The following is a 22,608-nucleotide window of genomic DNA, read 5'->3' as shown; positions in this document are numbered from 1 at the left end:
AATTCCAACATGCTGCAAGTCGAAAAACTGCACCAGTACTACGGCGGAAGCCACATCCTGCGCGGCCTGAGCTTTGACGTGAAGGTCGGCGAAGTGACGTGCCTGCTCGGCCGTAACGGCGTGGGCAAGACCACGCTGCTCAAATGCCTGATGGGCCTGCTGCCGGCCAAGGAAGGCGCGGTGAACTGGGAAGGCAAACCGATCACCACGTTCAAGCCGCATCAACGAGTGCACGCCGGGATCGCCTACGTGCCGCAGGGCCGGGAAATCTTCGGCCGTCTGACCGTAGAGGAAAACCTGCTGATGGGCCTGTCGCGATTTCCCGGCAGCGAAGCCAAAGAGGTTCCCGCGTTCATCTACGAACTGTTCCCGGTGCTGCTGCAAATGAAACAGCGGCGCGGCGGCGATTTGTCCGGTGGTCAGCAACAACAGCTCGCCATCGGCCGAGCGTTGGCCAGCCGTCCGCGACTGCTGATCCTCGACGAACCCACCGAGGGTATTCAGCCGTCGGTGATCAAGGAAATCGGTGCGGTAATCAAGAAGCTCGCGGCCCGTGGTGACATGGCGATTTTGCTGGTGGAACAGTTCTACGATTTCGCCGCCGAGCTGGCCGATCAATACCTGGTGATGTCCCGGGGCGAGATCGTGCAGCAGGGTCGCGGAGAAAATATGGAAAGCGAGGGTGTGCGCGGACTGGTTACGATCTAACCTGTAGCGTCCTAACGATAATCAGAAAACATGAACTTACCTTTAGCGACTGCCCTGTTTACCCCGAGCTGGCACGCCGAGCTTGAGCTGGCCTACGCCCGCTTCGGCGATTGCACGCGCCCTGTCCGTCGTCGCCACCTCGGCCCGCTGCGGGTGCAAAAGCATCTGTATGCCGAAGGGCCCGAGGTCTGCCAGCACATCATCGTCCACCCGCCGGGCGGGATTGCCGGCGGTGACCGGCTGGACATCAGCGCCCGCGTCGAACAATGCGCCTGGGCACAGATCACCAGCCCCGGCGCGGCCAAATGGTATCGCGCGGCGGGCCCCGCTTATCAGTCGCTGAACCTGCATGTCGCTGACGGCGCGACACTGGAATGGCTGCCTCAGGAAACCATCGTCTACAGCGCCGCCCAGGCTGAACTCTCGACCTCAATCGACCTTGAAGGCGATGCGCAACTGTTCTACTGGGACGTGGTGGCCCTCGGGCGCCCGGCCAGTGGCGAGCGTTTCGACCTCGGGCATTTCCAGGCCCATCTGGATATTCGCCGCGATGGCCGACTGCTTTGGCACGAACGCCAGCGCATCGTCGGCGCTGACGGTTTGCTTGATTCGCCGATCGGGCTGGATGGCAATCCGGTGTTCGCGACGTTGCTGGTGACCGGCGAGATCGATGCCGAATTGCTGGAGCGCTGCCGCTCGCTGGGCCACGACGTGCGCGGGGATCTGACGCAGTTGCCCGGTCTTTTGGTCGCCCGTTGCCTGGCCAGCGAAGCGTTGCTGGCTCGGGCATGGCTTATTGAATTGTGGCGATTGCTCAGGCCTGCGCTGCTAGGCCGCGAAGCCCTGCCTCCCCGTATCTGGAACACCTGATTTTCTTCAACTGCCGACAATGGATTTCAAACGATGGACCTGACCCCACGCGAAAAAGACAAGCTGCTGATCTTCACCGCCGGCCTCGTGGCCGAGCGGCGACTGGCCCGCGGCTTGAAGCTCAACTACCCGGAAGCCATGGCCTTCATCTCGGCAGCGCTGCTCGAAGGCGCCCGTGACGGCCAGACCGTGGCCGAGCTGATGCACTACGGCACCACCCTGCTGACCCGCGATCAAGTGATGGAAGGCATCCCGGAAATGATCCCGGAGATCCAGGTCGAAGCGACGTTTCCCGACGGCACCAAACTGGTCACCGTCCACCAACCGATCGTCTGAGGCCGCGCCATGACTTACACCATCCGTGATGCCCTGCACGCCGACCTGCCGGCGATCCGTGACATCTACAACGACGCCGTGCTCAACACCACGGCGATCTGGAACGAATCCCCGGTCGATCTCGGCAACCGTCAAGCGTGGTTCAGCGCGCGTCAGGCTCAGGGATATCCGATCCTGGTGATCGTCGACGCCGACAACACCACCCTCGGCTACGCTTCGTTCGGTGACTGGCGACCGTTCGACGGTTTCCGTCACACGGTCGAACACTCGGTCTACGTACGCAGCGACCAGCGCGGTAACGGCCTCGGCCCGCAACTGATGACCGCGCTGATCGCACGCGCGAAAACCTGCGGCAAACACATCATGGTCGCCGCCATCGAGAGCGGCAACGCCGCGTCGATCCGCCTGCACGAACGCGCCGGCTTCGTCACCACCGGGCAGATGCCGCAAGTCGGCACCAAGTTCGGCCGTTGGCTCGACCTGACCTTCATGCAACTGACCCTCAATCCTGGCGCGGAGCCGCCGCCCGCCAACAAGGAGTGACACCGATGAACCCCGCCCAACTGCGACGCGTCAACGCTGAAAGTTTTGCGCACTATCGTCAGGGCCTGATCGACCTGCTGCTCGACGCGGTGGGTTATGGCGCCAGCGTCGGTTTCATGGCCGACCTCGATGCCGCGCAGGCCCGCGCCTATTTCGACGACGTGCAGGACAACCTGAACAAGGGCAACGTCTTGCTCTGGGTGGTGGTCAAGGACGAACAGGTGCAGGCCAGCGTCCAGTTGAGCCTGTGCCAGAAGGCCAACGGCCTGAACCGCGCCGAGGTGCAGAAGCTGCTGGTGCGCGAACACGCCCGGCGGCGCGGCCTCGGTCAGCAGTTGATGGAAGCGCTGGAACTGACGGCCCGCCAGTACAAGCGCGGCATGCTTTACCTCGATACCGAGGCCGGCTCCCCGGCCGAAGATTTCTACAAGGCCCTGGGTTACACCCGCGCCGGGGAAATCCCCGATTACGCCTGCGACCCGAACGGCACCTATCGCCCGACGGCCCTCTATTACAAAGTCCTGCAAGGAGCGAACTGATGATTCCCGGCGAGTACAAAATCCAGCCCGGCGACATCGAACTCAACGTCGGTCGCCGCACCGTCAGCCTGAAGGTGGCAAACAGCGGCGACCGGCCGATCCAGGTCGGTTCGCACTACCACTTCTTCGAAACCAACGACGCCCTGACCTTCGACCGCGCCGCCAGCCGAGGCATGCGCCTGAACATTCCGGCGGGCACAGCGGTGCGTTTCGAGCCGGGCCAGAGCCGCGAGGTGGAACTGGTGGATTACGCCGGGCATCGCCGGGTGTTCGGATTTGCCGGGCGGGTCATGGGTGACCTCTGAGTCCGTGTGTGTCGTTATTTCTCTGAAGGACGCTAGATGAAGATTTCCAGACAAGCCTACGCCGACATGTTCGGCCCCACCGTCGGCGACAAGGTGCGCCTGGCCGACACCGAGCTGTGGATCGAGGTCGAACAGGACTTCACCACCTACGGCGAGGAAGTGAAATTCGGCGGCGGCAAAGTGATCCGCGATGGCCAGGGCCAGAGCCAGTTGCTGGCGGCCGAAGTGGTCGACACGCTGATCACCAACGCACTGATCATCGACCACTGGGGCATCGTCAAGGCCGATGTCGGCCTCAAGGACGGCCGCATCGCCGCCATCGGCAAGGCCGGCAACCCGGACGTGCAGCCCGGAGTGACCATCGCCATCGGCGCCAGCACCGAAGTAATTGCCGGTGAGGGCATGATCCTCACCGCCGGCGGCATTGATACTCACATCCACTTCATCTGCCCGCAGCAGATCGAAGAAGCGCTGATGAGCGGCGTCACCACCATGATCGGCGGCGGCACCGGGCCGGCCACCGGCACCAATGCCACGACCTGCACTTCAGGACCGTGGCACCTGGCGCGGATGCTCCAGGCGGCGGATGCGTTCCCGATGAACATCGGCCTCACCGGCAAGGGCAACGCCAGCCTGCCGGAGCCGTTGATCGAACAGGTCAAGGCCGGCGCCATCGGCCTCAAGCTCCACGAGGACTGGGGCACCACCCCGGCAAGCATCGACAACTGCCTGAGCGTCGCCGACCAGTACGACGTGCAGGTGGCGATCCACACCGACACCCTGAATGAATCCGGCTTCGTCGAAACCACCCTCGGCGCGTTCAAGGGCCGCACCATCCACACCTACCACACCGAAGGAGCCGGTGGCGGTCATGCGCCGGATATCATCAAGGCCTGCGGTTTCGCCAACGTGCTGCCGAGTTCGACCAACCCGACCCGGCCGTTTACGCGCAACACCATCGACGAACACCTCGACATGCTGATGGTCTGCCATCACCTCGACCCGAGCATCGCCGAAGACGTGGCGTTCGCCGAAAGCCGCATCCGCCGCGAAACCATTGCCGCCGAAGACATCCTCCACGACCTCGGCGCGTTCTCGATGATCAGCTCCGACAGCCAGGCCATGGGCCGCGTCGGCGAAGTCATCACGCGTACCTGGCAGACCGCCGACAAGATGAAAAAACAGCGCGGCCCGCTCGCGCAAGACGGCGAAGGCAACGACAACTTCCGCGCCAAGCGCTACATCGCCAAGTACACGATCAACCCGGCGATCACCCATGGCATCAGCCATGAAGTGGGTTCGGTGGAAGTCGGCAAGTGGGCGGATCTGGTGCTGTGGCGCCCGGCCTTCTTCGGCGTGAAACCGACGCTGATCCTCAAGGGCGGCGCCATCGCCGCCAGCCTGATGGGCGACGCCAACGCCTCTATCCCGACCCCGCAACCGGTACACTACCGCCCGATGTTTGCCAGTTATGGTGGCTCGTTGCACGCCACCAGCCTGACGTTCATCAGCCAGGCGGCGCAGGAATCCGGGCTGCCCGAAGCGTTGGGCCTGAAGAAAAAAATCGCGGTGGTCAAAGGTTGTCGCGACGTGCAGAAAACCGACCTGATCCACAACGATTACCTGCCCAACATCGACGTCGACCCACAGACCTATCAGGTCAAGGCCGACGGCGTGTTGCTCTGGTGTGAACCGGCCGAAATCCTGCCGATGGCGCAGCGTTACTTTCTGTTCTAGTTTCGCCGCCAAACGATAAAAGGCCTCAGACCGCACATGACGCGTGGGCTGAGGCCTTTTTCGTGATTGCCGCTTGTCTGGCCGTGACGAGGATTTACGGGAGTCGTGTGATTCTCGCAATAAGGTCTACGCTTCGAAACGCACGCTGCACATTCTGTTCGGGTAAACCTTCATGCGTCTTTGCGAATTCATCGAAACCCATGTTGATGTAATCGTCGGTGAATGGGAAAAATTCGCCCAGACCATCACCCCCGCAGCCGACTTTCTCGACGGTCCGGCCCTGCGCGACCACGCCCGTTCGATTCTGTTGGCGGCCGCCCGCGACATGAGCAAACCCCAGACGCCCCGCGAACAGATGGCCAAAGCCAAAGGCGAAGGTCCAGAGAAAACCCCGAGCCTGGACAAGGCTGGTGCCAGCCACGGCGAACTGCGCCACACGGTGGGCTTCGACCTGGTTCAGATGACGTCCGAGTTTCGCCACTTGCGTGCCTGTGTGATCCAGCTCTGGGTCAACCATCTGAAATCACCTGACATGACAGCTTTCCAGGACATGATCCGTTTCAACGAAGCCATCGACGAAGCGCTGGCCGAGTCGACGGCAGCCTACGCCGAACAGGTAAATCGCTCCCGGGACATTTTCCTCGCCATCCTCGGCCACGACCTGCGCGCGCCGTTGCAGGCGGTAAGCATGTCGACGGAAATGCTGATGCGTAAAACCCGCCTGGAAGGCGACGCATTGCTCTGTGCGCAGAACATCCGGCAGGGCGCGCGGCATATGGCAGCGATGGTCAGTGATCTTCTGGAACTGGTCCGCAGCCGTCTGGGCAAAAGCCTGCCGATCGAGCCGGCGCCGATGGATCTGGCCGACACTGCGCGGGCGGCGATTGCTGAAGCCTGCGCCGGCAACCCGCAAAGCGATCCAACCTTGAAAATCGAAGGTGACACACGGGGAGTCTGGGATGGTGGCCGACTGGCGCAACTGCTGCAGAATCTGATCGGCAACGCCTTGCAGCACGGGACGAACGCGCAAGATGTGCGGGTGACCCTACAGGGGGAATCCGACACCGTACGCCTGACCGTACACAACCATGGTGAACCGATTCCGGAAGACGCCATCGGCACGATTTTCGATCCGCTGGTACGCAATGCCGACGAAGAGCTCGGCCAACCGTCGACCAGCCTCGGTCTGGGTCTGTTCATCGTCAAGGAAGTGGTGACCGCCCACGGCGGGACGATCGAAGTCAGTTCAAGCGAAGCCGACGGAACGCTGTTCAGCGTGACGCTGCCCAGACAGGTTTGAAGCGCTACTCGACCACCAGGCGCCGCAGACGCTGACGGAGCATCCGGTTCTCGGCCCGCAGTTCCTGCACTTCTTCCAGCAGGTCCAGCGCCAGGGCGACGCCTTCCCATTCCAGCTCCAGGTCGCGCCGCAACTTGGCGGCGCGTTTGGCCAGGGCCAGTTCGTAGTCGGTGAAGCGCCACTCCCTGGGCTGCGCGCCCTGAGGTTCGAGGATGCCGTGTTCGACGATTTCGATCACGTGGACGTCCGACAGGTCGGCCGCCTCACAGAATTCTGCCATGTCCAGTTGAACGATCAGGGGGCTGCTCATGATGGGCTACTCCGTCGTCAGTATCAGAAGTTCTCGCGCGGATTGAAGGCGGCTTTCTTCGCCAGTTCCTGCCACAGTGCCTTGACGTCATCGCCGTTGGCTTTGGGCATCACGGCCTTGAGCTGGACGAACAGATAACCGCGTTCGCCGGCCTTGTTCTGCAAACCATGACCCTTGGCGCGCATGCGCTGGCCGTTCTGGCTGCCGGCCGGCACCTTGAGGTTGATCTTGCCGGTCAGGGTCGGCACGGCCACTTCAGCACCCAGCGCCAGTTCCCACGGTGCCAGCGGCAAAGTGATGATCAGGTTTTCGCCTTCGACATCGAATTTCGGGTGCGGCGCGAAACGGATGGTCAGGTACAGATCGCCATTGGCGCCGCCACCGATGCCCGGTGCGCCCTGCCCCTTGAGGCGAATGCGCTCGCCGTCGGTCACGCCCGCCGGAATCTTCACGTTCAGGCTCTTGCTGGTGTTGCTGACGTGCTGGCCCGAACCGTTGTATTGCGGCACCTGGAAGCTGATCTTTTTCGATTCGTTCGAAAGTGTTTCTTCCAGGAAGATCGGCAGTTCCAGTTCCACGTCTTGCCCTCGGCGCCCGGCGCTACGGGATTGCCGGCCTTCGCCGCCACCGAAACCGGGGCCGCGATTGCCGAAGATCGAACTGAAGAAGTCCGAGAAGTCACCGGTGTCGCCACCGCCGCCAAAGCCGCCACGGCTCTGCCAGCCCGGTGGGCCCTGAAATGGCTGACCGTGCTGGCCATAGCGACGCAGGTCGTCATATTCGGCGCGCTTGTCAGCGCTTTTCAGCGCTTCATAGGCTTCCGAGACGTCCTTGAACTTGGCCTCGGCGTCCTTTTCCTTGCTGACATCGGGGTGGTATTTGCGCGCCAGCTTGCGATAGGCAGCCTTGATCGCCTTGTCGTCCGCCGTCGGCTCCACGCCGAGTATCTTGTAATAGTCTTTGAAGTCCATCGAAGGAATCACCATCCGTTATCGATTTCGCGCCGTTGCCAGCATGCGCCGATTTGCGCGTGCCGGGTTGACCGATCTCAAATTTGTGACCGGGTGGCGCAGCAGAAGTTTATCGGCAGTGGACGGCGGTTCTTGCGACCACCGGTGTGTCTGCCGGCCCATGCCAGCAAGTTTGGGGCAAAGCGCCGACTTTCAAGCAAGCTTAGTCGCTAAATAGCAGATGACCGGCCTTCGAATCTGCCGCGCACTGACATACACTGCGCGGCCGTTTTTTTGACCGGAACCGAAAGACATGAAAGACGCCTCTCCAGCCCGTGCCTGCGGCATCGACTTTGGCACGTCCAACTCCACCGTCGGCTGGCTGCGCCCCGGCGTGGAAACGATGATCGCGCTGGAAGACGACAAGATCACCCTGCCCTCGGTGGTCTTCTTCAACATCGAAGAGCGCCGCCCGGTCTACGGTCGCTTGGCGCTGCACGAGTACCTGGAAGGTTACGAAGGTCGGCTGATGCGCTCGCTCAAGAGCCTGCTCGGTTCCAAGCTGATCAAGCACGATACCAGCGTCCTCGGCACCGCGATGCCGTTCAAGGACTTGCTCGGGCTGTTCATCGGCCAGCTCAAGAGCCGCGCAGAAGCCGCCGCCGGTCGTGAGTTCGAGCAGGTGGTGCTGGGCCGTCCGGTGTTCTTCGTCGACGACGATCCGCTGGCCGACCAGGAAGCCGAAGACACCTTGGTGGAAGTGGCGCGCAAGCTCGGTTTCAAAGACGTTTCGTTCCAGTACGAGCCGATTGCCGCCGCTTTCGACTACGAGTCGACCATCGAAAAGGAAGAGCTGGTACTGATCGTCGACATCGGCGGTGGTACGTCGGACTTCTCGCTGGTGCGCCTGTCGCCCGAGCGTCGGGGAATGGACAACCGTCACGACGACATTCTCGCCACCGGCGGCGTGCACATCGGCGGGACCGATTTCGACAAGCAATTGAGCCTGCAAGGCCTGATGCCGCTGTTCGGATACGGCAGCCGCATGAAGAGCGGTGCGCTCATGCCCACCAGCCACCACATGAACCTGGCCACCTGGCACACCATCAACTCGGTCTACTCGCAAAAATCCACCCTGGCTCTGGGCAGCATGCGCTACGACATCGAGGACACTGGCGGCATCGACCGTCTGTTCAAACTGATCGAACAGCGCGCCGGACACTGGCTGGCGATGGAAGTGGAAGAAACCAAGATCCACCTGACCCACAATGACAGCCGTCATGTTCCGCTGGATCGCATCGAGTCGGGGCTGAGCGTGGAGCTGAGCCGGGCCTTGTTCGAATCGGCGATCAATGCGCAGCTGGAGCGAGTACGCGGCAGCGTCACGCAATTGCTCGCGGACGCCAATGTGGCGGTGGGTCAGGTCGATACGGTGTTCTTCACCGGCGGTTCCAGCGGCATCCCGGCGCTGCGCAACAGCGTTTCGGCGATGCTGCCGAATGCGCGGCATGTGGAAGGGAACATCTTTGGCAGCATTGGCAGCGGTCTGGCGATTGAAGCCATGAAACGCTATGGCTCGATGAACTGAAACCGCACTGATCGTTCCCACGCTCGCGCGGGAACGATCAATCTACCCGCTTAAACCATCCCGCCCAGCTTCAACTCACTCTTCAGATACGCGTAATAAATCGGCCCCGCCACCACCCCCGGCAGGCCGAACGCGGCCTCGAATACCAGCATCGCCAGCAGCAACTCCCAGGACTTGGCACTGATCTGCCCGCCGACGATTCGTGCGTTGAGGAAGTATTCGAGCTTGTGGATAAAGATCAGGTAGCCCAGCGCGGCAATCGCCACCCAGATCGACAGCGACAGGCCGACGATGGTGATCAGCGTGTTCGACATCAGATTGCCGATCACCGGCAGTAACCCAAGCAGGAACGTCAGCACGATCAGGGTCTTGGTCAGCGGCAGCTTGATCCCGAACAGCGGCAGGATCACCGCCAGGAAAATCCCGGTGAAGAAGGTGTTGAGCAGGGAAATCTTGATCTGCGCGAACACAATGTTGCGAAATGCCTGGACCAGCAAGTGCAGGCGGTCAAACAGTGCAGCCGCCAGCGGCTTGCGCTTGGTCACGTCCGGTACCCGCTGCAAGGCGATGATCGCGCCGAGCACCATGCCGATCAACAAGGTCACGAACATGTGCGCCGCGTCCTTGCCCACCAGTTGCAGGTCGGACAGGTGCTTACTCAGCCATTCACCGATGGCCACTCGGAACTCCGCGGCACTGGCCGGCAAATAAGCGTCGATGAAGGGCGGCAACTGACTGCGTGCACGTTCGACCACGCCCATGAATTTATCCAGCGACGCGCCGGGGTTTTCCGCTTCGTGCATCAGGAAACTGATGGCCCCGGCGAAGATCAGTGCCAGGACGCTGACCACCAGCGTGCCCAGCAACGCTACCGCCAGCCAGCGCGCACGGCGGCCCTCGATCAATCGTTGCAGTTGCGGAGTGAGCATGTTGACCAGCTCGAACACCAGCAACCCGGCCAACAGACTGGGCAACAAACGCAGCGGCAGTACGAGCAGCAATCCGCCGAAAATGATGATGCAACTGACCCAGAACACAACATGACGCTCAGAAAACGTTGGCATACAGCCTCAAAACGAACGGCGTAAAAGGATTGGCAGTCTGCCAGCGATCCGGCGCCGAAGCGAGCGGATGCCCTGCCGCTCGCTGCGAACTGTCGATCTTATTTTTTCTTCAGACAATCACTCATGAACGCCTTGCGCGCATCACCGGTCAGGGCCTTGGTCTTGGCGTCGGCATTGCAGGTCTTCATCTTTTCCTGCTGCGGGGTCAGGGTCTTGGCGTCATTGGCCGCCGGCGCTGCCTTCAGGCAAGTACTCATGAAGGTCTTGCGCTCATCGCCTTTCAGGCTCTTGGCCGTGGCATCGGCGTTGCAGGTGGTCATCTTGTTCTGTTGCGCCGTGGCGGCAAAACCCTGGGAGCACAGCAGCAGACCGATCATCAACAAAGGGACACGCAACATCTTCATGGAGTTTTCTCCTTGTCGCCGCATCGATTGAGGCGGCCTCCGGCTGAGTGTAGTCAAAGCTTGTTACACCTTCCTACCCTCATGGTGACTGCGTCGGTATTGCTCCGGCGTACACCCGGCCTGCCGGGCAAACATGGCGATGAACGCCGAGCCGCTGCTGTAACCGAGATCGAAGGCGATTTCCTGCACGCTGCGCGTACTTTCCAGCGCCTCGATGGCGGCGAGATAGCGCAGCCGCTGGCGCCATTCACCGAAACTCATCCCCAACTCCCGCACGAATTGCCGAGCCAGGGTGCGCTCGCTGACATGCACCTGCGCCGCCCAGTGCGCCAGCGGCTGGTTGTTGCCGGGCTCGGCCTGCAGTGTTTCGAGGATTGCCAGCAATCCGGGGCTGCTGGCGTACGGCAGATAGCATTGATGAACCGGTGCCTGGCGCAGTTGATCCACCAGCACCTGGGCCAGGCGCTGGTCGGCGTCGAACGCGGGGATCTTCACATCCCGGGCGGCGAAGTCCTTGAGGATGGCCTTGAGAATATCGCTGATCGCCAGCGTACAAGCCTGCGCCGGCAAATCCGCGCAGACCTCGGGCGTCAGGCACACCGCCCGATAATTCACCGGTTGATGACTGTAGAAACTGTGCTCGACCTGCGGCGGCACCCACACCGCGTATTGCGGCGGCGACATGAAACGGCTGCCGTCGACATCCATGTGCAGCACGCCGTGGGCCGCGTACTCCAGCGTGCCCCACGGATGGCGGTGCGGCGCGGCGTATTCATGGGCATTGAAGTCGGCGTAGCGGAAGTACACCGCCGACGGCAGTTCGCTGAAATCCAGCAGATCGATGTGTTTACTGTTCATGCTGTCCGGAATCAGGGGCGGGTTGTCCGGTTCGCAGTATAGGCCTGCATCCAGACAGGGGATAATCACCGTTCATCAACGTACTGGTTTCTCCTCCCATGCAATACGCGTTTCCCCTGCTGGCGATTTTCATCTGGGCCGGCAACACCGTGATCAACAAGTTGGCTGTCGGCGCCATCTTCCCCGCCGAGATCGGCTTCTACCGCTGGCTGCTCGCCGGCCTGCTGTTCACCCCGTTCATGCTCAGTAAGGTAATCGCGCACTGGCCGCAGATCCGTCCGAACCTGGGCAAGATTTTCATCCTCGGCGTGCTCGGCATGGCGGTCTACCAGAGCCTGGCCTATTTCGCCGCGACCATGACCAGCGCCACCAACATGGGCATCATCCTCTCGCTGATGCCGTTGATGTCGCTGGCCATGGCGATCATCAGCCTCGGCCAGCGCCTGACCGCCGGTGCGCTGGTCGGTGCGGTGCTGTCATTCGCCGGGGTGCTGGTGGTGGTGTCGTCCGGCAGCCTCGGCGCGCTGCTGCAACACGGGGTGAACCTGGGCGACGCGATGATGCTGATCGCCACCCTGGCCTATGCGATCTACAGCACGCTGCTGAAAAAATGGCAGCTGCGCCTGCCGCCGCTGGTGTTGCTGTACTTGCAGGTACTGGTGGCGGTGGTGGTGCTGTTTCCGCTGTACGCCATGTCGCCGAAAACCGGCCTGACCCTGCAGAACATCCCGCTGGTGCTATACGCGTGCCTGCTGGCCTCGATGCTCGCGCCGCTGGCGTGGATGCAGGCCGTGCAGCGCTTGGGGCCGAGCCGGACCACGCTGTACTTCAACCTGCTGCCGTTGATCACTGCGCTGATTGCCGCAGTGGTGTTGAAGGAACAACTGGCGATGTATCACCTGGTCGGTGGCTTGCTGACGCTGGGCGGGGTGGTTCTTTCCGAGCGCTGGACCACCGTCCTCGGCCGCTCCCGCACGCCAGGCGCCGCCTAGACCCCGGCGGCTTTCAATCGCGCCGCATGCTCGACGAACAGTCGCACCGGATCCGCGCCTTTGCCGACCAGTCCCAGTGACTGGTTGACGATGTCGAAGTGATCCATCGGGTAGTCATCGCCGATGACCGTGCCCAAGTGCGAGCTGTAGCGTCCGACCATGCCGTCGCACTGTCCCGGCTCGTGCACGAAGGTTTTGGCGAACAACCGGCAACTGCGGTTGGTGCCGTCGAACAGGTTGCTGCCACGGTCGGTCTTGCCTGGCTGCAAGGTGCCGGACCACGAGTAATAACGCACGCCGTTGACCTCCTCCGGCCCGTGCCCGCCCCAGGTATCAGGCAGGCCCTGTGGGTAACGCTGGTTGAACAGCGCCACGCCTTCGGTGGTCAGGGAGTTGTGCGAGGCATGGATATCCACCGGCAGTTTCGGCCCGTGGTAGCCAGTTTCCAGCAGCGCCATCAGCCAGCCGACAAAACGCAACAGCGCCTCGAGGATGCGACCCCGGGCACTGTCTGCCGGATAATGTTTCGCCAGATAGTCGGCCAGCTCAGAACCGTGATTGGGCCCGGCCACCGACGTGACTGAAGCCACCAGATCCGGACGTTTGGCCGCCGCATAACGCGCCGTCAGCGAGCCTTGGCTATGGCCGAACAGATTGACCTTGGCCGCGCCGGTCTCACGGAGAATTTCATCGATGCGCGTCAGCAACTGCTCGCCGCGCACCTCGGTGGAATTGAGCGGCGACACCTGCACCGCAATCACCGTCGCACCACCCCGGCGCAACGCCTTGATGATCCCGTACCAGTACGGGTACAGCACCAGACGGATAAAACCGAGCATTCCCGGCACCAGCACCAGTGGATAACGTGTGGCCGAATCCTGCGACATGGGCAGACATCCCTGTGGTCGGTGGGTGGAGGCATGACGTGCAAAACGCCCGCCAAGCATCCTCCTCGATGATGACAACTCCACGACCAGCCTACTTCAGCCCCACCACCCCCGCCATAATCAGCCCCACCGAAAGCAACTTCATCAGCGTCAGGCTCTCGCCCAGCAGCGCGAAACCGAGAAACACCGTGCCGAGCGAGCCGATGGCGGTCCAGATCGGGTAGGCGATGCTTACCGGCAGCTCGCGCATCGCCAGAGTCAGGAAATAAACCCCGCCCACCGCCGCGACCACGGTAATCAGCGACGGCCACAGCCGGGTGAAACCTTCGGCGTATTTCATGCCCATGGCGAAAGTGACTTCGAACCCGGCGGCGATCAGCAGGAACAGCCAGGCCACCTAGAACTCCCGGGCCAGGTCGAGCAAGCGCTGCTCGGCCTCGGCCACCGACACCGCGAAGGTGCGTTCGGCGGATTCTTCGCCCTCGGCGGCGACCACCGTGACGTCGTTGATGCCGATGAAACCCAATGCCGTGCGCAACCATGGATCGGCGTGATTCAGCGCCTCCAGCTCCCCGCCCGGGCCGAATCCGAAACCACCGCGACTGGTAACGATCAGCGCCTTCTTGCCGTGCAAAAGCGGTGTGTACTGGGCGATGCCGTTGTCCAGCGTATGGTCGAACGTCAGGCCCAACCGCACGATCTGATCGACCCAGGCCTTGAGGCCGCTGGGCACGTTGAAGTTGTACATCGGCGTGGAAATCAGCAGCAGATCGTGATCGAACAACTCGCCCAGCAGTTGATCGCTGAGCGCCAGATCGGCCTGCATCGACAACGGCCGTGCCTCGGGCTCCGGATAAAACGCTGCGGCGACAAACGCCTCGTTGACCGCCGGAATCAGCGCACGCCCAACCTCTCGGCGGGTGACTTGAGCCTGTGGATGACGGACTTGCCAGGCACTGAGAAAACTTTCCGCCAGACGCCGCGAATGGGAACGCTCACCGCGTGGGCTGGCATGGATCGCAAGAATCTTGCTCATCTTAAACTCCTTGGGACTAGACTTTAGTGACTGTGTAGCGCCAGATTGCGGCGCTCATGTCATCGGCTCAAATGAGCAAAAATCAGTCTGGATGAATTTATTTCACCCATGGAGTTTCCATGTTCGCTTCACTGCCACTGACCGCCCTGCGCGCCTTCGAATCCGCTTCACGCCTGTTGAGCTTCAAGGCTGCCGCCGAAGAACTTGCGGTGACACCGACAGCGATCTCCCATCAGATCCGCTCGCTGGAGGACTGGCTCGGCGTGGCGCTGTTCGAACGCCTGCCGCGCCAGGTGCGGCTGACCGAGGGCGGCGAGCGGCTGTTTCGCAGCCTGCACGGCGCGTTTCTGGAGGTGGCGCAAAGCGTCGACACCCTGCGTCCGCAGCGCAGCGGCAGCAACCTCACGCTGTCGACCACCGCCGCGTTCGCTGCGCTGTGGCTGGTGCCACGCCTCGGTCGGTTTTATGCAAAACACCCGAACATCAATGTGCGGCTGGACACCCACTGCGAAGTCATCGACCTGCATCAGGACGCCAGCGTCGATCTGGTGTTGCGCTACAGCCTCGATGATTACCCGAACCTCTACGGGTTGTGCCTGTTCGATGAATCGTTCGGCGTGTACGGCTCGCCGGAACAGGTGGCACTGGCTGCCCGTCGCACCCCGGCGCTGATCAGCGTCCGCTGGCACAACTCGAAACTCTACGCCCACGGTTGGGAAGCGTGGTGCGCGCAGTCAGGCGAGAACTGGTTGAATCAGCATCCGGCCGTCCGCGAATACGACGAAGAGCATTACGCCCTGCAAGCGGCCATCGCCGGGCAAGGGCTGGTGCTGGCGAGCAACATTCTGGTGTCGGAGAGCGTCGCCAATGGCTTGCTGGTGCCGTACAAGGGTGAGGTGCAGGTCGACGGTGCCGGTTACAGCGCCCTCTGTGTACCGGGCCGTGAGCGGCATCCACCGGTGAAAGCCTTTTTTGCCTGGCTGCGCGAAGAAGCACAGCTTTCCGGGCATGTCCCGCGCTGAATCCGACAAAACTTTTTGCAGTGTTCATCACTCACAACCAGGTAACGATCACGTCAGCAGAACGTGACGCCAATGGGATTAGCCTCCAGGAGACTGAAATGAGTGACCTGCATTTGTCTGATGTTCAAACCCTGCGCGAGCGCGCACGACAACACGTCGAAAACGGCGCGGTGACCGAAAGCTATAGCGCCAACCGTGAAGAAGTGCTGCGCCTGCTCAACGAATCGCTGGCCACTGAACTGGTCTGCGTCCTGCGCTACAAGCGCCACTACTTCATGGCCAACGGCCTGAAAGCCAACGTCGCCGCCGACGAGTTCCTCGAGCACGCCACTCAGGAAGCCGAACATGCCGACCGTCTCGCCGAGCGCATCGTGCAACTGGGCGGCGAGCCTGAGTTCAACCCTGACCTGCTGTCGAAGATGTCCCACGCGCAATACGTGGCCGGCAACACCTTGAAGGAAATGGTTTACGAAGACTTGGTGGCCGAGCGGATTGCCATCGACAGCTATCGCGAGATCATCCAGTACATCGGGGAAAAGGATCCGACCACGCGCCGGATCTTTGAAGACATCCTGGCTCAGGAAGAAGAGCATGCCGATGACATGGCGGACATCCTCAAAGACCTCTGATTCCTCCAGATCCAATCGCGGGCAAGCCCGCTCCCTCAGGGTTTTCACTGAACCTGTGGGAGCGGGCTTGCCCGCGATTGCTTTCTGATAAACGCTAAAGAATCATTTGGTGGGTTTGACGGTCACGGGCGCCTTGCCCGCCTTCATCTGCTCCAGCAACGGAGCACACTGATTCGGCTCGCCGCCGCTCGGCGCCACCAGTGCCAGCAGCCCCGCCGCCGGCGCGGCGATCACACCCAGCGCCACCATGCCTGCGCCGCGCAGCATCAGCGGCACCGCTTTCACCCCGGCATCCGGCTTGATGAACTTACCGCGCACATACAACGGCGAGCGCAGGGATATCAGACGCCAGCCCTTGGATTCCGGGGTCACGGTCAGGTCCAGTTGCTCGGTCGCCATGTTCGCCGTGCCGTCGATGTAGATGATCGCGTTCTCGGTATCGAACACGAACAGCCGGGTGGTCGCCAGCCCGGTCTTGATGTCGAAGTCGGCTGCTGCGCAGTTGATCTTCACTTCCTTGTCGCCAAAGACCTTGCCGACCACGTAGTTGCCGACGTTGAGGCCCGCCAGCTCCATCAGCTCACGACTGATCGCGCCGTCATTGATCAGCATCTTCAGGTTGCCGTTGGCCCCGCCCAGCAGCTTGGCCACCGAGTTGCCGCGACCACTGATGTCGGCGTCGCCGTTCAGTTCGCCGAAACTGGTTTTCATCGGTTCAAAAGTCGGGAACAGTTGCTTGAGCTTGAACTTGCGCGCGGTCAGTTTTGCCCGGCCTTCCAGCGGCTCGGTGCGGCCATTGAGGCGGATCTGCGCATCGAGGTTGCCGCCGGCCACGCCGAAGCGCAGCGGTTCCAGGCTCAGTTCGCCGTCGTTGAGTTTGAGGTGGGTATAGAGGTCGGTGAACGGCAGCTTCTCGCTGTGGACGATGCGTTTGCCAGTGAATTCGACGTCGGCGTCCATGTCGCGCCAGCGCTCAGTCTTGAACTCTTCCACCGGCAGCACTTTGTCCGCCGGTTGTTTGCTTTCACCGCCGCGGGCCTTTTGCTTGTCATTGGAGTCGGCACCGATCAGCGGCGCGAGGTCGGCGAACAGCAGTTGATTGGACAGCAACGCGCCACTCAGCTTGGGCCGTGGCTTGCTGGCGACGTAGGCGAGGTCGCCGTGAATGTCGCTGCCGCCGATCTTGCCGTTGAACTGTTCGTAGCGGAACTGTGCGCCGTCCGGCTCATGTAGCTTGGCGATCAGATGACCGTCAGTGGAATACGGCGGCGTGTCCGGCAGGGTGACGCCAGTCAGCGGATAGAGATTGCCGAGGCTGACGCCCGCCAGTTTCAGACGCAGGTCGAGGGCACCGAGATTCAGCGGATCGGTCAGCGTGCCGGCGAGTTCGATGCTGGTGTCGCCGATTTTCGCCTGGGCCTGCAGCGGGAACGGTTTGGCCGCATCCTGCAAGGCAAGCAGGCCGCCGATTTTGCCTTGGCCGGCGAGTTTCTGACCGTGGTACTGGCCTGTGACTTTCAGTGCGAAGGCGTAATCCTGGGGTGCGCCGCCCTTTTCCAGCGCGGTTTTCGCCGCTTTGTCGCCGACGATTTCGCTGAAGGGAATCGGCTTGCCCAGCGGGTCGATCAACAGGTCGAGATTGGTCTTGAGGGTCTGGTCGTCCAGAGTGACGTGACCCTTGTCGAAACCGATAGCGCCGATGTCCACCACCCAGTTCGAGGGCTCGGCATTCGGGTCCTTGGGATCGAACTTGAAGGTCCAGTTGGCGCGGCCATCGGCCAAACGTTGCAATTGAGCGGTGGGTTCGGTCAGGTCGATCCGAGGAATTGTCACCCGTTGTGCCAGCAGCGCCAGTGGTGAAATGCGCAGTTCGACCTTTTTGAGGGTGACCATCTGCGGCTGCTTCGACCAGTCCGGGTTGCCCAGCGTCAGGTCTTCGGCCACCACATGCGGCCACGGCACCCAGGCGCGCCAGCCGCCCTCGTCGAGTTCGCGCCGCCAGACCACCGACAGGTTGCCGTTGATGGCGAACGGTCGGTGCAGTTCTTCCGAGACTTTGGCGTTGAGGGACGGTTTGATCCGGTTCCAATCGAAGAACACGATGATCAGGACCAGCACCGCCAGCAACAGCATGAGGGTGGCGAAGGTCCAGGCGAAGATTTTACGCGTGCGCGTCATTGCACAAAGCTCCTGAAAACGACTGCGGATCGACGCCGCTGAAACGACGGGCCTGATAGGGCCCTCATGAAGTCTACGACTGACAAACCGCCCGCAGGTTTAATCGAAAGCCCCGATTGGGGCCGAAAAGCGGTCGCCATTCTGACCGATCGGTCGACTCGATGTTACCGGCCCCGCACTTTTGCAGAGCGCAAGTGGGTGAAAAATACCCACCGCAGTGCAAAACCGTCAGCCTGAAACGCCCGGGCTAGAGCCTCCCGGGCGAACAATCAATTCTGTTGATTATTACCATTGTGTTTATGAACTTTTATATCGACTTATCGAGAGTAGCATTGCCCTCGTACCCACTTTATCGCCCTCCCAAGGAGCAACCGATCATGAAACGCCAACTTCTGTTCAGTCTTACCCTCTCGATGCTGGCCAGCACCGCTTTCGCTCTGCCAGCTGCCGACCAGGCTACCCCGCAAGTGAAATCCAGCCACTCGGTGTTCAGCCAGACTGTTGCCGCTGACGGTTCGGACCGCACTCCACAAGGCCAGACCCTGGCTGAAAACGGTCGTAACCGCCTGGAAGAAAAAGGTCTGGTTCAAGATGGCTATGACAAAACCCCACAAGGCCAAACCTTAGCTGAAGGCGGCCGTGATCGTCTGGAAGAAAAAGGTCTGGTCCAGGACGGTTATGACAAGACTCCACAAGGTCAAACCCTGGCTGCTGACGGCTACGACAAGACCCCACAAGGCCAGACCCTCGCTGCTGATGGCTACGACAAAACCCCACAAGGTCAGACCCTGGCTGCTGACGGCTACGACAAAACCCCACAAGGCCAAACTCTGGCCGAAGGTGGTGGTGACCGCGTGATCGAACGCAACAGCGCCTTGAGCTAAGCCCGTGGCGGCCTGGAAAAAAAGCCCAATCCCCGGATTGGGCTTTTGATTTTTCAGCAGCCGGTATAAAGAAGTCGCGATTTCCCGCTTCCATCTCCCCCGCTGCCGTTCGACGCCGACAAAGCCGATTTGCTAGAGTGCGGCGCTTGTCTTGCCTAAGAACACACCCTTGCGATGCTGCCCCGCGCCGAACAGAAACAACAGACCCGCAACGCCCTGATGGACGCTGCCCGCCACTTGATGGAAAGCGGCCGAGGATTCGGCAGCCTGAGCCTGCGTGAAGTGACGAAAACCGCCGGCATCGTGCCCACCGGTTTCTACCGGCATTTCACCGACATGGATGAACTCGGCCTGGTACTGGTCAGCGAAGTCGGTCAGACCTTCCGCGAAACCATCCGCCTGGTGCGCCACAACGAATTCGTCATGGGCGGGATCATCGATGCCTCGGTGCGGATCTTCCTGGACGTAGTCAGCGCCAACCGTTCGCAGTTCCTGTTTCTCGCCCGTGAGCAGTACGGCGGATCGTTGCCGGTGCGTCAGGCGATCGGTCGCCTGCGCGAGAACATCAGCTCCGACCTGGCGGCGGATCTGGCCTTGATGCCCAAGCTGCAGCACCTGAACCATGAAGGCTTGAGCGTGATGGCCGACCTGATCGTCAAATCGGTGTTCGCCACCCTACCGGACATCATCGACCCGCCGGCCGAAGCCCTGCCCGAGCATCTGACGCCCCAGGCGAAGATCACCCAGCAGCTGCGCTTCATCTTTATCGGGCTCAAGCACTGGCAAGGGCTCGGTAGTACCGAGTGAGAAAGCAAAAAATCGCAGCCTGGAGCTGCGATTTTTTTGCGCCGCAAATTGGTGCATGTAAAAAACTTCATGCACCAAAACACCTCACAATCCTGCAACATCTTGAAACATCCGCTAGTCTCCGACAGGGTTTTCCTACGTCTCGTCCGATTGGCAAGCCCCTTGCTCTAGCCTGAGCATTGTTCTTAGCAGGAAGCTTTCCGATGCTGGTGATTCATCGCAGAATCGATCCCCAACCCGTCTGGGCCGCCGAGTTGCACCTGACCTTCGAGGCCAGGAGCAAAAGCCGCCTGCGCTGTTTCAGTGCCGACGGCGAAGACGTCGGACTGTTTCTGGAGCGCGGCCAGCCGCCGCTGCATGACAGCGAATGCCTACAGGCTGAAGATGGCCGGATCGTCAGGGTCTGCGCCCGTCCCGAGCAACTGCTGCACGTCACCTGCGCCAACGCCTTCGAACTGACCCGCGCGGCCTATCACCTGGGCAATCGCCACGTCGCGCTGCAAGTCGGTGACGGCTGGCTGCGTCTGCTCGACGATTACGTACTCAAGGCAATGCTTGAGCAGTTGGGCGCGCAGGTCGAATCGATCGAAGCGCCGTTCCAGCCGGAACACGGCGCCTATGGTGGTGGCCATCACCATTCGCGGCACGGTGACGAGGACTTCAACTACGCGCCGAAACTCCACCAGTTCGGCGTCCGTTTGTGAACCCGGCCTGGGCGCTGTTGCGCCTGGCCAGTCCGCAATTGCCAATTGGCGGCTACAGCTATTCCCAGGGCCTGGAAATGGCTGTGGATAACGGTCGCGTCGACAGCCCGGACAGCGCCCGCCGCTGGATCAGCGATCAATTGCTGCTCAATCTCGCGCGGTTCGAGGCCCCCATGCTACTCGCCCATTGCCAGACCGCAGCGGACGAAAACTGGAATGAACTGCGCAAGCTCTGCGAAAGCCACCGCGCCAGCCGCGAAACCCGCGAGCTGCATCTGGAGAGCCGGCAGATGGGCTACTCGTTGCAGCAATTGCTCAACGGTTTGCCCGAGCTCGACGCACCGGCCCGCGATTTTCTTGAGCAATGCACCGAACCGCACCTGGCCCTTTGCTGGGCATTGGCAGCGCGTGCCTGGCAGATCAGCCCGCAGGACGCCCTCGCCGCGTGGCTGTGGAGCTGGCTGGAAAACCAGCTCGCGGTGCTGATGAAAACCCTGCCGCTGGGCCAGCAAGCCGCCCAGCGCCTGACCAGCGAACTGCTGCCGCTGCTGCAACAGGCGCAGCAGGACGCCACCCGAATCAATCCCGAACGCCTCGGCAGCGCCGCGTTCGGTCTGTCCCTGGCGTGCATGGCCCATGAGCGCCAGTACAGCCGCCTGTTCCGTTCCTAGGGCCTTTTTATCTGGAGAATCACATGAACACACAACCCCTGCGCGTCGGCATCGGCGGCCCGGTCGGTTCCGGCAAAACCGCATTGACCCTGGCCCTGTGCCTGGCGCTGCGTGAGCGCTACAACCTGGCCGTGGTCACCAACGACATCTACACCCGCGAAGACGCCGACTTCCTGGTACGCAATGAAGCCCTGGCGCCTGAACGCATCATCGGCGTGGAAACCGGCGGCTGCCCGCACACGGCGATCCGCGAAGACGCCTCGATCAACCTCGAAGCGGTGGATCAACTGAACCGGCGCTTTCCGGGGCTGGACCTGATTCTGGTGGAGTCCGGTGGCGACAACCTTTCCGCGACCTTCAGCCCGGAACTGTCCGACCTGACCATCTACGTGATCGACGTGTCGGCCGGCGACAAGCTGCCGCGCAAGGGCGGCCCCGGCATTTGCAAATCCGACCTGCTGGTGATCAACAAGATCGACCTCGCGCCGCTGGTCGGGGCCTCGCTGGAGATGATGAACAGCGATACCCAGCGCATGCGCAACGGCAAGCCGTTCGTGTTCAGCAACCAGAAAACCGGTCAGGGCCTGGAAGAAATCATTGCCTTCATCGAACGCCAGGGCCTGCTGACCGCAGCCTGATTCACTGATCAACAAGGAAGCTTATCCATGACACTCAAACGCATTCTCGGCGCCGTCGCACTCCTGCTGACACCGGCCCTGGCCTTCGCCCACCCCGGCCATGGCGACTCTGGCCTGGTGGCCGGCATCAGCCACCCGATCGGCGGCCTCGATCATTTGCTGGCGATGGTGGCCGTCGGCTTGTGGGCGGCGCAACAACAAGGCGCGGCGCGCTGGGCGCTGCCGTGCACGTTTGTCGGTACCATGCTGATCGGCGGCCTGCTCGGGTTTGAAGGGCTGGAGTTGCCGGCGCTGGAAAGCGGGATTGCCGCGTCGGTGCTGGCGCTGGGCCTGGCGGTGGCACTGGCGGTGCGTCCGCCGCTGGTGATGGCGGTGGCGGCGACGGCGCTGTTTGCGCTGTTCCACGGCGTGGCCCATGGTCTGGAGTTGCCGGACATGTCGAGCCCTTGGGCGTATGCCACCGGTTTCGTGGTCGCGACAGCTGCGTTGCATGCAGCGGGTTATGCGGTGGTTCGTTTTCTGCCTCAGGCTGCCGCGCCGCTGGTTCGACTGGCCGGAGCGGCTTCGGCGGTGACCGGCGCGTGGTTGCTGGCCGGCTGATTTGTACCTCTGATCGTTCCCGGGCATGGCGCGGGAACGATCGATCGC

The 22,608-nt window shown here is 61.8% G+C and carries 27 protein-coding genes; 18 read left to right on the top strand and 9 right to left on the bottom strand.

The genetic code is table 11. The annotated features are described in order from the left end of the window. The first annotated feature begins 9 nt into the window (after nucleotides 1–9). The 8 genes from urtE to CAF87_RS19790 all read left to right on the top strand — a co-directional run bounded on the left by urtE (nucleotide 10) and on the right by CAF87_RS19790 (nucleotide 6,338). Nucleotides 10–708, top strand: coding sequence for an urea ABC transporter ATP-binding subunit UrtE (gene urtE, locus CAF87_RS19825; protein ID WP_085732706.1), 699 nt, complete (start codon nucleotides 10–12; stop codon nucleotides 706–708). Nucleotides 709–738: 30 nt separating this feature from the next. Continuing rightward, nucleotides 739–1,578 (top strand): urease accessory protein UreD, encoded by an 840-nt coding sequence (locus CAF87_RS19820; protein WP_085732705.1) that lies wholly within the window; start codon nucleotides 739–741, stop codon nucleotides 1,576–1,578. 33 nt (nucleotides 1,579–1,611) lie between these two features. After that, nucleotides 1,612–1,914 (top strand): urease subunit gamma, encoded by a 303-nt coding sequence (ureA, locus tag CAF87_RS19815; protein ID WP_085732704.1) that lies wholly within the window; start codon nucleotides 1,612–1,614, stop codon nucleotides 1,912–1,914. A gap of 9 nt (nucleotides 1,915–1,923) precedes the next feature. Next, nucleotides 1,924–2,457 (top strand): GNAT family N-acetyltransferase, encoded by a 534-nt coding sequence (locus CAF87_RS19810; protein ID WP_085732703.1) that lies wholly within the window; start codon nucleotides 1,924–1,926, stop codon nucleotides 2,455–2,457. Between the two features lie 5 nt (nucleotides 2,458–2,462). Next, nucleotides 2,463–2,996 carry a GNAT family N-acetyltransferase gene (locus CAF87_RS19805; RefSeq protein ID WP_064593169.1) on the top strand — a complete coding sequence of 178 codons (534 nt, stop codon included), beginning with the start codon at nucleotides 2,463–2,465 and terminating at the stop codon, nucleotides 2,994–2,996. After that, nucleotides 2,996–3,301: an urease subunit beta gene (locus tag CAF87_RS19800; RefSeq protein ID WP_007950605.1), complete on the top strand. Its 306-nt coding sequence runs from the start codon at nucleotides 2,996–2,998 to the stop codon at nucleotides 3,299–3,301. Before CAF87_RS19805 ends, CAF87_RS19800 begins: the two co-directional genes overlap by 1 nt. Nucleotides 3,302–3,337: 36 nt before the next feature. Further along, nucleotides 3,338–5,038, top strand: a complete 1,701-nt coding sequence (ureC, locus tag CAF87_RS19795) for an urease subunit alpha (RefSeq protein ID WP_085732702.1) — start codon at nucleotides 3,338–3,340, stop codon at nucleotides 5,036–5,038. Nucleotides 5,039–5,210: 172 nt separating this feature from the next. Next, nucleotides 5,211–6,338: a sensor histidine kinase KdpD gene (locus CAF87_RS19790; protein WP_085732701.1), complete on the top strand. Its 1,128-nt coding sequence runs from the start codon at nucleotides 5,211–5,213 to the stop codon at nucleotides 6,336–6,338. Nucleotides 6,339–6,342: 4 nt separating this feature from the next. On the opposite strand, the gene CAF87_RS19785 is transcribed toward CAF87_RS19790, so the two are convergent. After that, nucleotides 6,343–6,648 carry a chaperone modulator CbpM gene (locus tag CAF87_RS19785; RefSeq protein ID WP_085732700.1) on the bottom strand — a complete coding sequence of 102 codons (306 nt, stop codon included), beginning with the start codon at nucleotides 6,646–6,648 and terminating at the stop codon, nucleotides 6,343–6,345. Between the two features lie 23 nt (nucleotides 6,649–6,671). Further along, a complete protein-coding gene (locus CAF87_RS19780; protein WP_085732795.1) occupies nucleotides 6,672–7,619 on the bottom strand; it encodes a DnaJ C-terminal domain-containing protein in 948 nt (315 codons plus the stop codon). Between the two features lie 292 nt (nucleotides 7,620–7,911). Here CAF87_RS19780 and CAF87_RS19775 point away from each other — a divergent pair, with 292 nt between their 5' ends. After that, nucleotides 7,912–9,186, top strand: a complete 1,275-nt coding sequence (locus CAF87_RS19775) for an Hsp70 family protein (RefSeq protein ID WP_085732699.1) — start codon at nucleotides 7,912–7,914, stop codon at nucleotides 9,184–9,186. A gap of 50 nt (nucleotides 9,187–9,236) precedes the next feature. Here the strand turns inward: CAF87_RS19775 and CAF87_RS19770 are convergent, their stop codons facing one another. The 3 genes from CAF87_RS19770 to CAF87_RS19760 form a co-directional block, all read right to left on the bottom strand. Next, entirely contained in the window at nucleotides 9,237–10,250 is a 1,014-nt protein-coding gene (locus tag CAF87_RS19770; RefSeq protein ID WP_085732698.1) for an AI-2E family transporter, read from the bottom strand. A gap of 98 nt (nucleotides 10,251–10,348) precedes the next feature. Next, nucleotides 10,349–10,654 (bottom strand): PsiF family protein, encoded by a 306-nt coding sequence (locus tag CAF87_RS19765; RefSeq protein WP_085711191.1) that lies wholly within the window; start codon nucleotides 10,652–10,654, stop codon nucleotides 10,349–10,351. A gap of 63 nt (nucleotides 10,655–10,717) precedes the next feature. Beyond that, nucleotides 10,718–11,512: a helix-turn-helix transcriptional regulator gene (locus tag CAF87_RS19760; protein ID WP_085732697.1), complete on the bottom strand. Its 795-nt coding sequence runs from the start codon at nucleotides 11,510–11,512 to the stop codon at nucleotides 10,718–10,720. 98 nt (nucleotides 11,513–11,610) lie between these two features. Here CAF87_RS19760 and CAF87_RS19755 point away from each other — a divergent pair, with 98 nt between their 5' ends. Further along, nucleotides 11,611–12,504: a DMT family transporter gene (locus CAF87_RS19755; RefSeq protein WP_085732696.1), complete on the top strand. Its 894-nt coding sequence runs from the start codon at nucleotides 11,611–11,613 to the stop codon at nucleotides 12,502–12,504. Here the strand turns inward: CAF87_RS19755 and CAF87_RS19750 are convergent. From CAF87_RS19750 to CAF87_RS19740, 3 genes are all read right to left on the bottom strand, one after another. Further along, a complete protein-coding gene (locus CAF87_RS19750) occupies nucleotides 12,501–13,391 on the bottom strand; it encodes a triacylglycerol lipase (RefSeq protein WP_085732695.1) in 891 nt (296 codons plus the stop codon). The two genes, CAF87_RS19755 and CAF87_RS19750, sit on opposite strands and share 4 nt — an antisense overlap. Nucleotides 13,392–13,482: 91 nt before the next feature. Next, the gene (locus CAF87_RS19745) at nucleotides 13,483–13,788 is read right to left on the bottom strand and encodes a multidrug efflux SMR transporter (protein WP_085732694.1); all 306 of its coding nucleotides are present in this window, start codon (nucleotides 13,786–13,788) and stop codon (nucleotides 13,483–13,485) included. Continuing rightward, nucleotides 13,789–14,427, bottom strand: a complete 639-nt coding sequence (locus CAF87_RS19740; protein WP_085732693.1) for an FMN-dependent NADH-azoreductase — start codon at nucleotides 14,425–14,427, stop codon at nucleotides 13,789–13,791. A 119-nt stretch (nucleotides 14,428–14,546) separates the two neighbouring features. Between CAF87_RS19740 and CAF87_RS19735 the strand changes: the two genes are divergently transcribed. After that, nucleotides 14,547–15,449 carry a LysR substrate-binding domain-containing protein gene (locus CAF87_RS19735; RefSeq protein ID WP_085732692.1) on the top strand — a complete coding sequence of 301 codons (903 nt, stop codon included), beginning with the start codon at nucleotides 14,547–14,549 and terminating at the stop codon, nucleotides 15,447–15,449. A gap of 98 nt (nucleotides 15,450–15,547) precedes the next feature. After that, nucleotides 15,548–16,078 (top strand): bacterioferritin, encoded by a 531-nt coding sequence (locus tag CAF87_RS19730; RefSeq protein ID WP_064379129.1) that lies wholly within the window; start codon nucleotides 15,548–15,550, stop codon nucleotides 16,076–16,078. A gap of 102 nt (nucleotides 16,079–16,180) precedes the next feature. Here CAF87_RS19730 and CAF87_RS19725 read toward each other — a convergent pair whose 3' ends face one another. Then, nucleotides 16,181–18,256 (bottom strand): AsmA family protein, encoded by a 2,076-nt coding sequence (locus CAF87_RS19725; RefSeq protein ID WP_085732691.1) that lies wholly within the window; start codon nucleotides 18,254–18,256, stop codon nucleotides 16,181–16,183. Between the two features lie 377 nt (nucleotides 18,257–18,633). Here CAF87_RS19725 and CAF87_RS19720 point away from each other — a divergent pair, with 377 nt between their 5' ends. From CAF87_RS19720 to CAF87_RS19695, 6 genes are all read left to right on the top strand, one after another. Next, on the top strand, nucleotides 18,634–19,140 hold the full coding sequence (locus CAF87_RS19720) for a hypothetical protein (RefSeq protein WP_085732690.1): 507 nt from the start codon (nucleotides 18,634–18,636) through the stop codon (nucleotides 19,138–19,140). A 174-nt stretch (nucleotides 19,141–19,314) separates the two neighbouring features. After that, nucleotides 19,315–19,947 carry a TetR family transcriptional regulator gene (locus CAF87_RS19715; RefSeq protein WP_085732689.1) on the top strand — a complete coding sequence of 211 codons (633 nt, stop codon included), beginning with the start codon at nucleotides 19,315–19,317 and terminating at the stop codon, nucleotides 19,945–19,947. A gap of 203 nt (nucleotides 19,948–20,150) precedes the next feature. Further along, nucleotides 20,151–20,651, top strand: coding sequence for an urease accessory protein UreE (gene ureE, locus CAF87_RS19710; protein ID WP_085732688.1), 501 nt, complete (start codon nucleotides 20,151–20,153; stop codon nucleotides 20,649–20,651). Further along, entirely contained in the window at nucleotides 20,648–21,322 is a 675-nt protein-coding gene (locus tag CAF87_RS19705; protein ID WP_085732687.1) for an urease accessory protein UreF, read from the top strand. The genes ureE and CAF87_RS19705 overlap by 4 nt, the downstream gene beginning before the upstream one ends. A gap of 23 nt (nucleotides 21,323–21,345) precedes the next feature. After that, a complete protein-coding gene (ureG, locus tag CAF87_RS19700; RefSeq protein ID WP_008001031.1) occupies nucleotides 21,346–21,960 on the top strand; it encodes an urease accessory protein UreG in 615 nt (204 codons plus the stop codon). Nucleotides 21,961–21,987: 27 nt separating this feature from the next. Further along, nucleotides 21,988–22,560, top strand: coding sequence for a HupE/UreJ family protein (locus CAF87_RS19695; protein ID WP_085732686.1), 573 nt, complete (start codon nucleotides 21,988–21,990; stop codon nucleotides 22,558–22,560). Nucleotides 22,561–22,608 lie beyond the last annotated feature (48 nt).

Source organism: Pseudomonas sp. R38(2017) (genome assembly GCF_002112395.1).
In the GTDB taxonomy this organism is placed as follows: domain Bacteria; phylum Pseudomonadota; class Gammaproteobacteria; order Pseudomonadales; family Pseudomonadaceae; genus Aquipseudomonas.
Note: the sequence above shows the minus strand (reverse complement) of the source record. Positions and strands in the feature narration are given on the sequence as shown.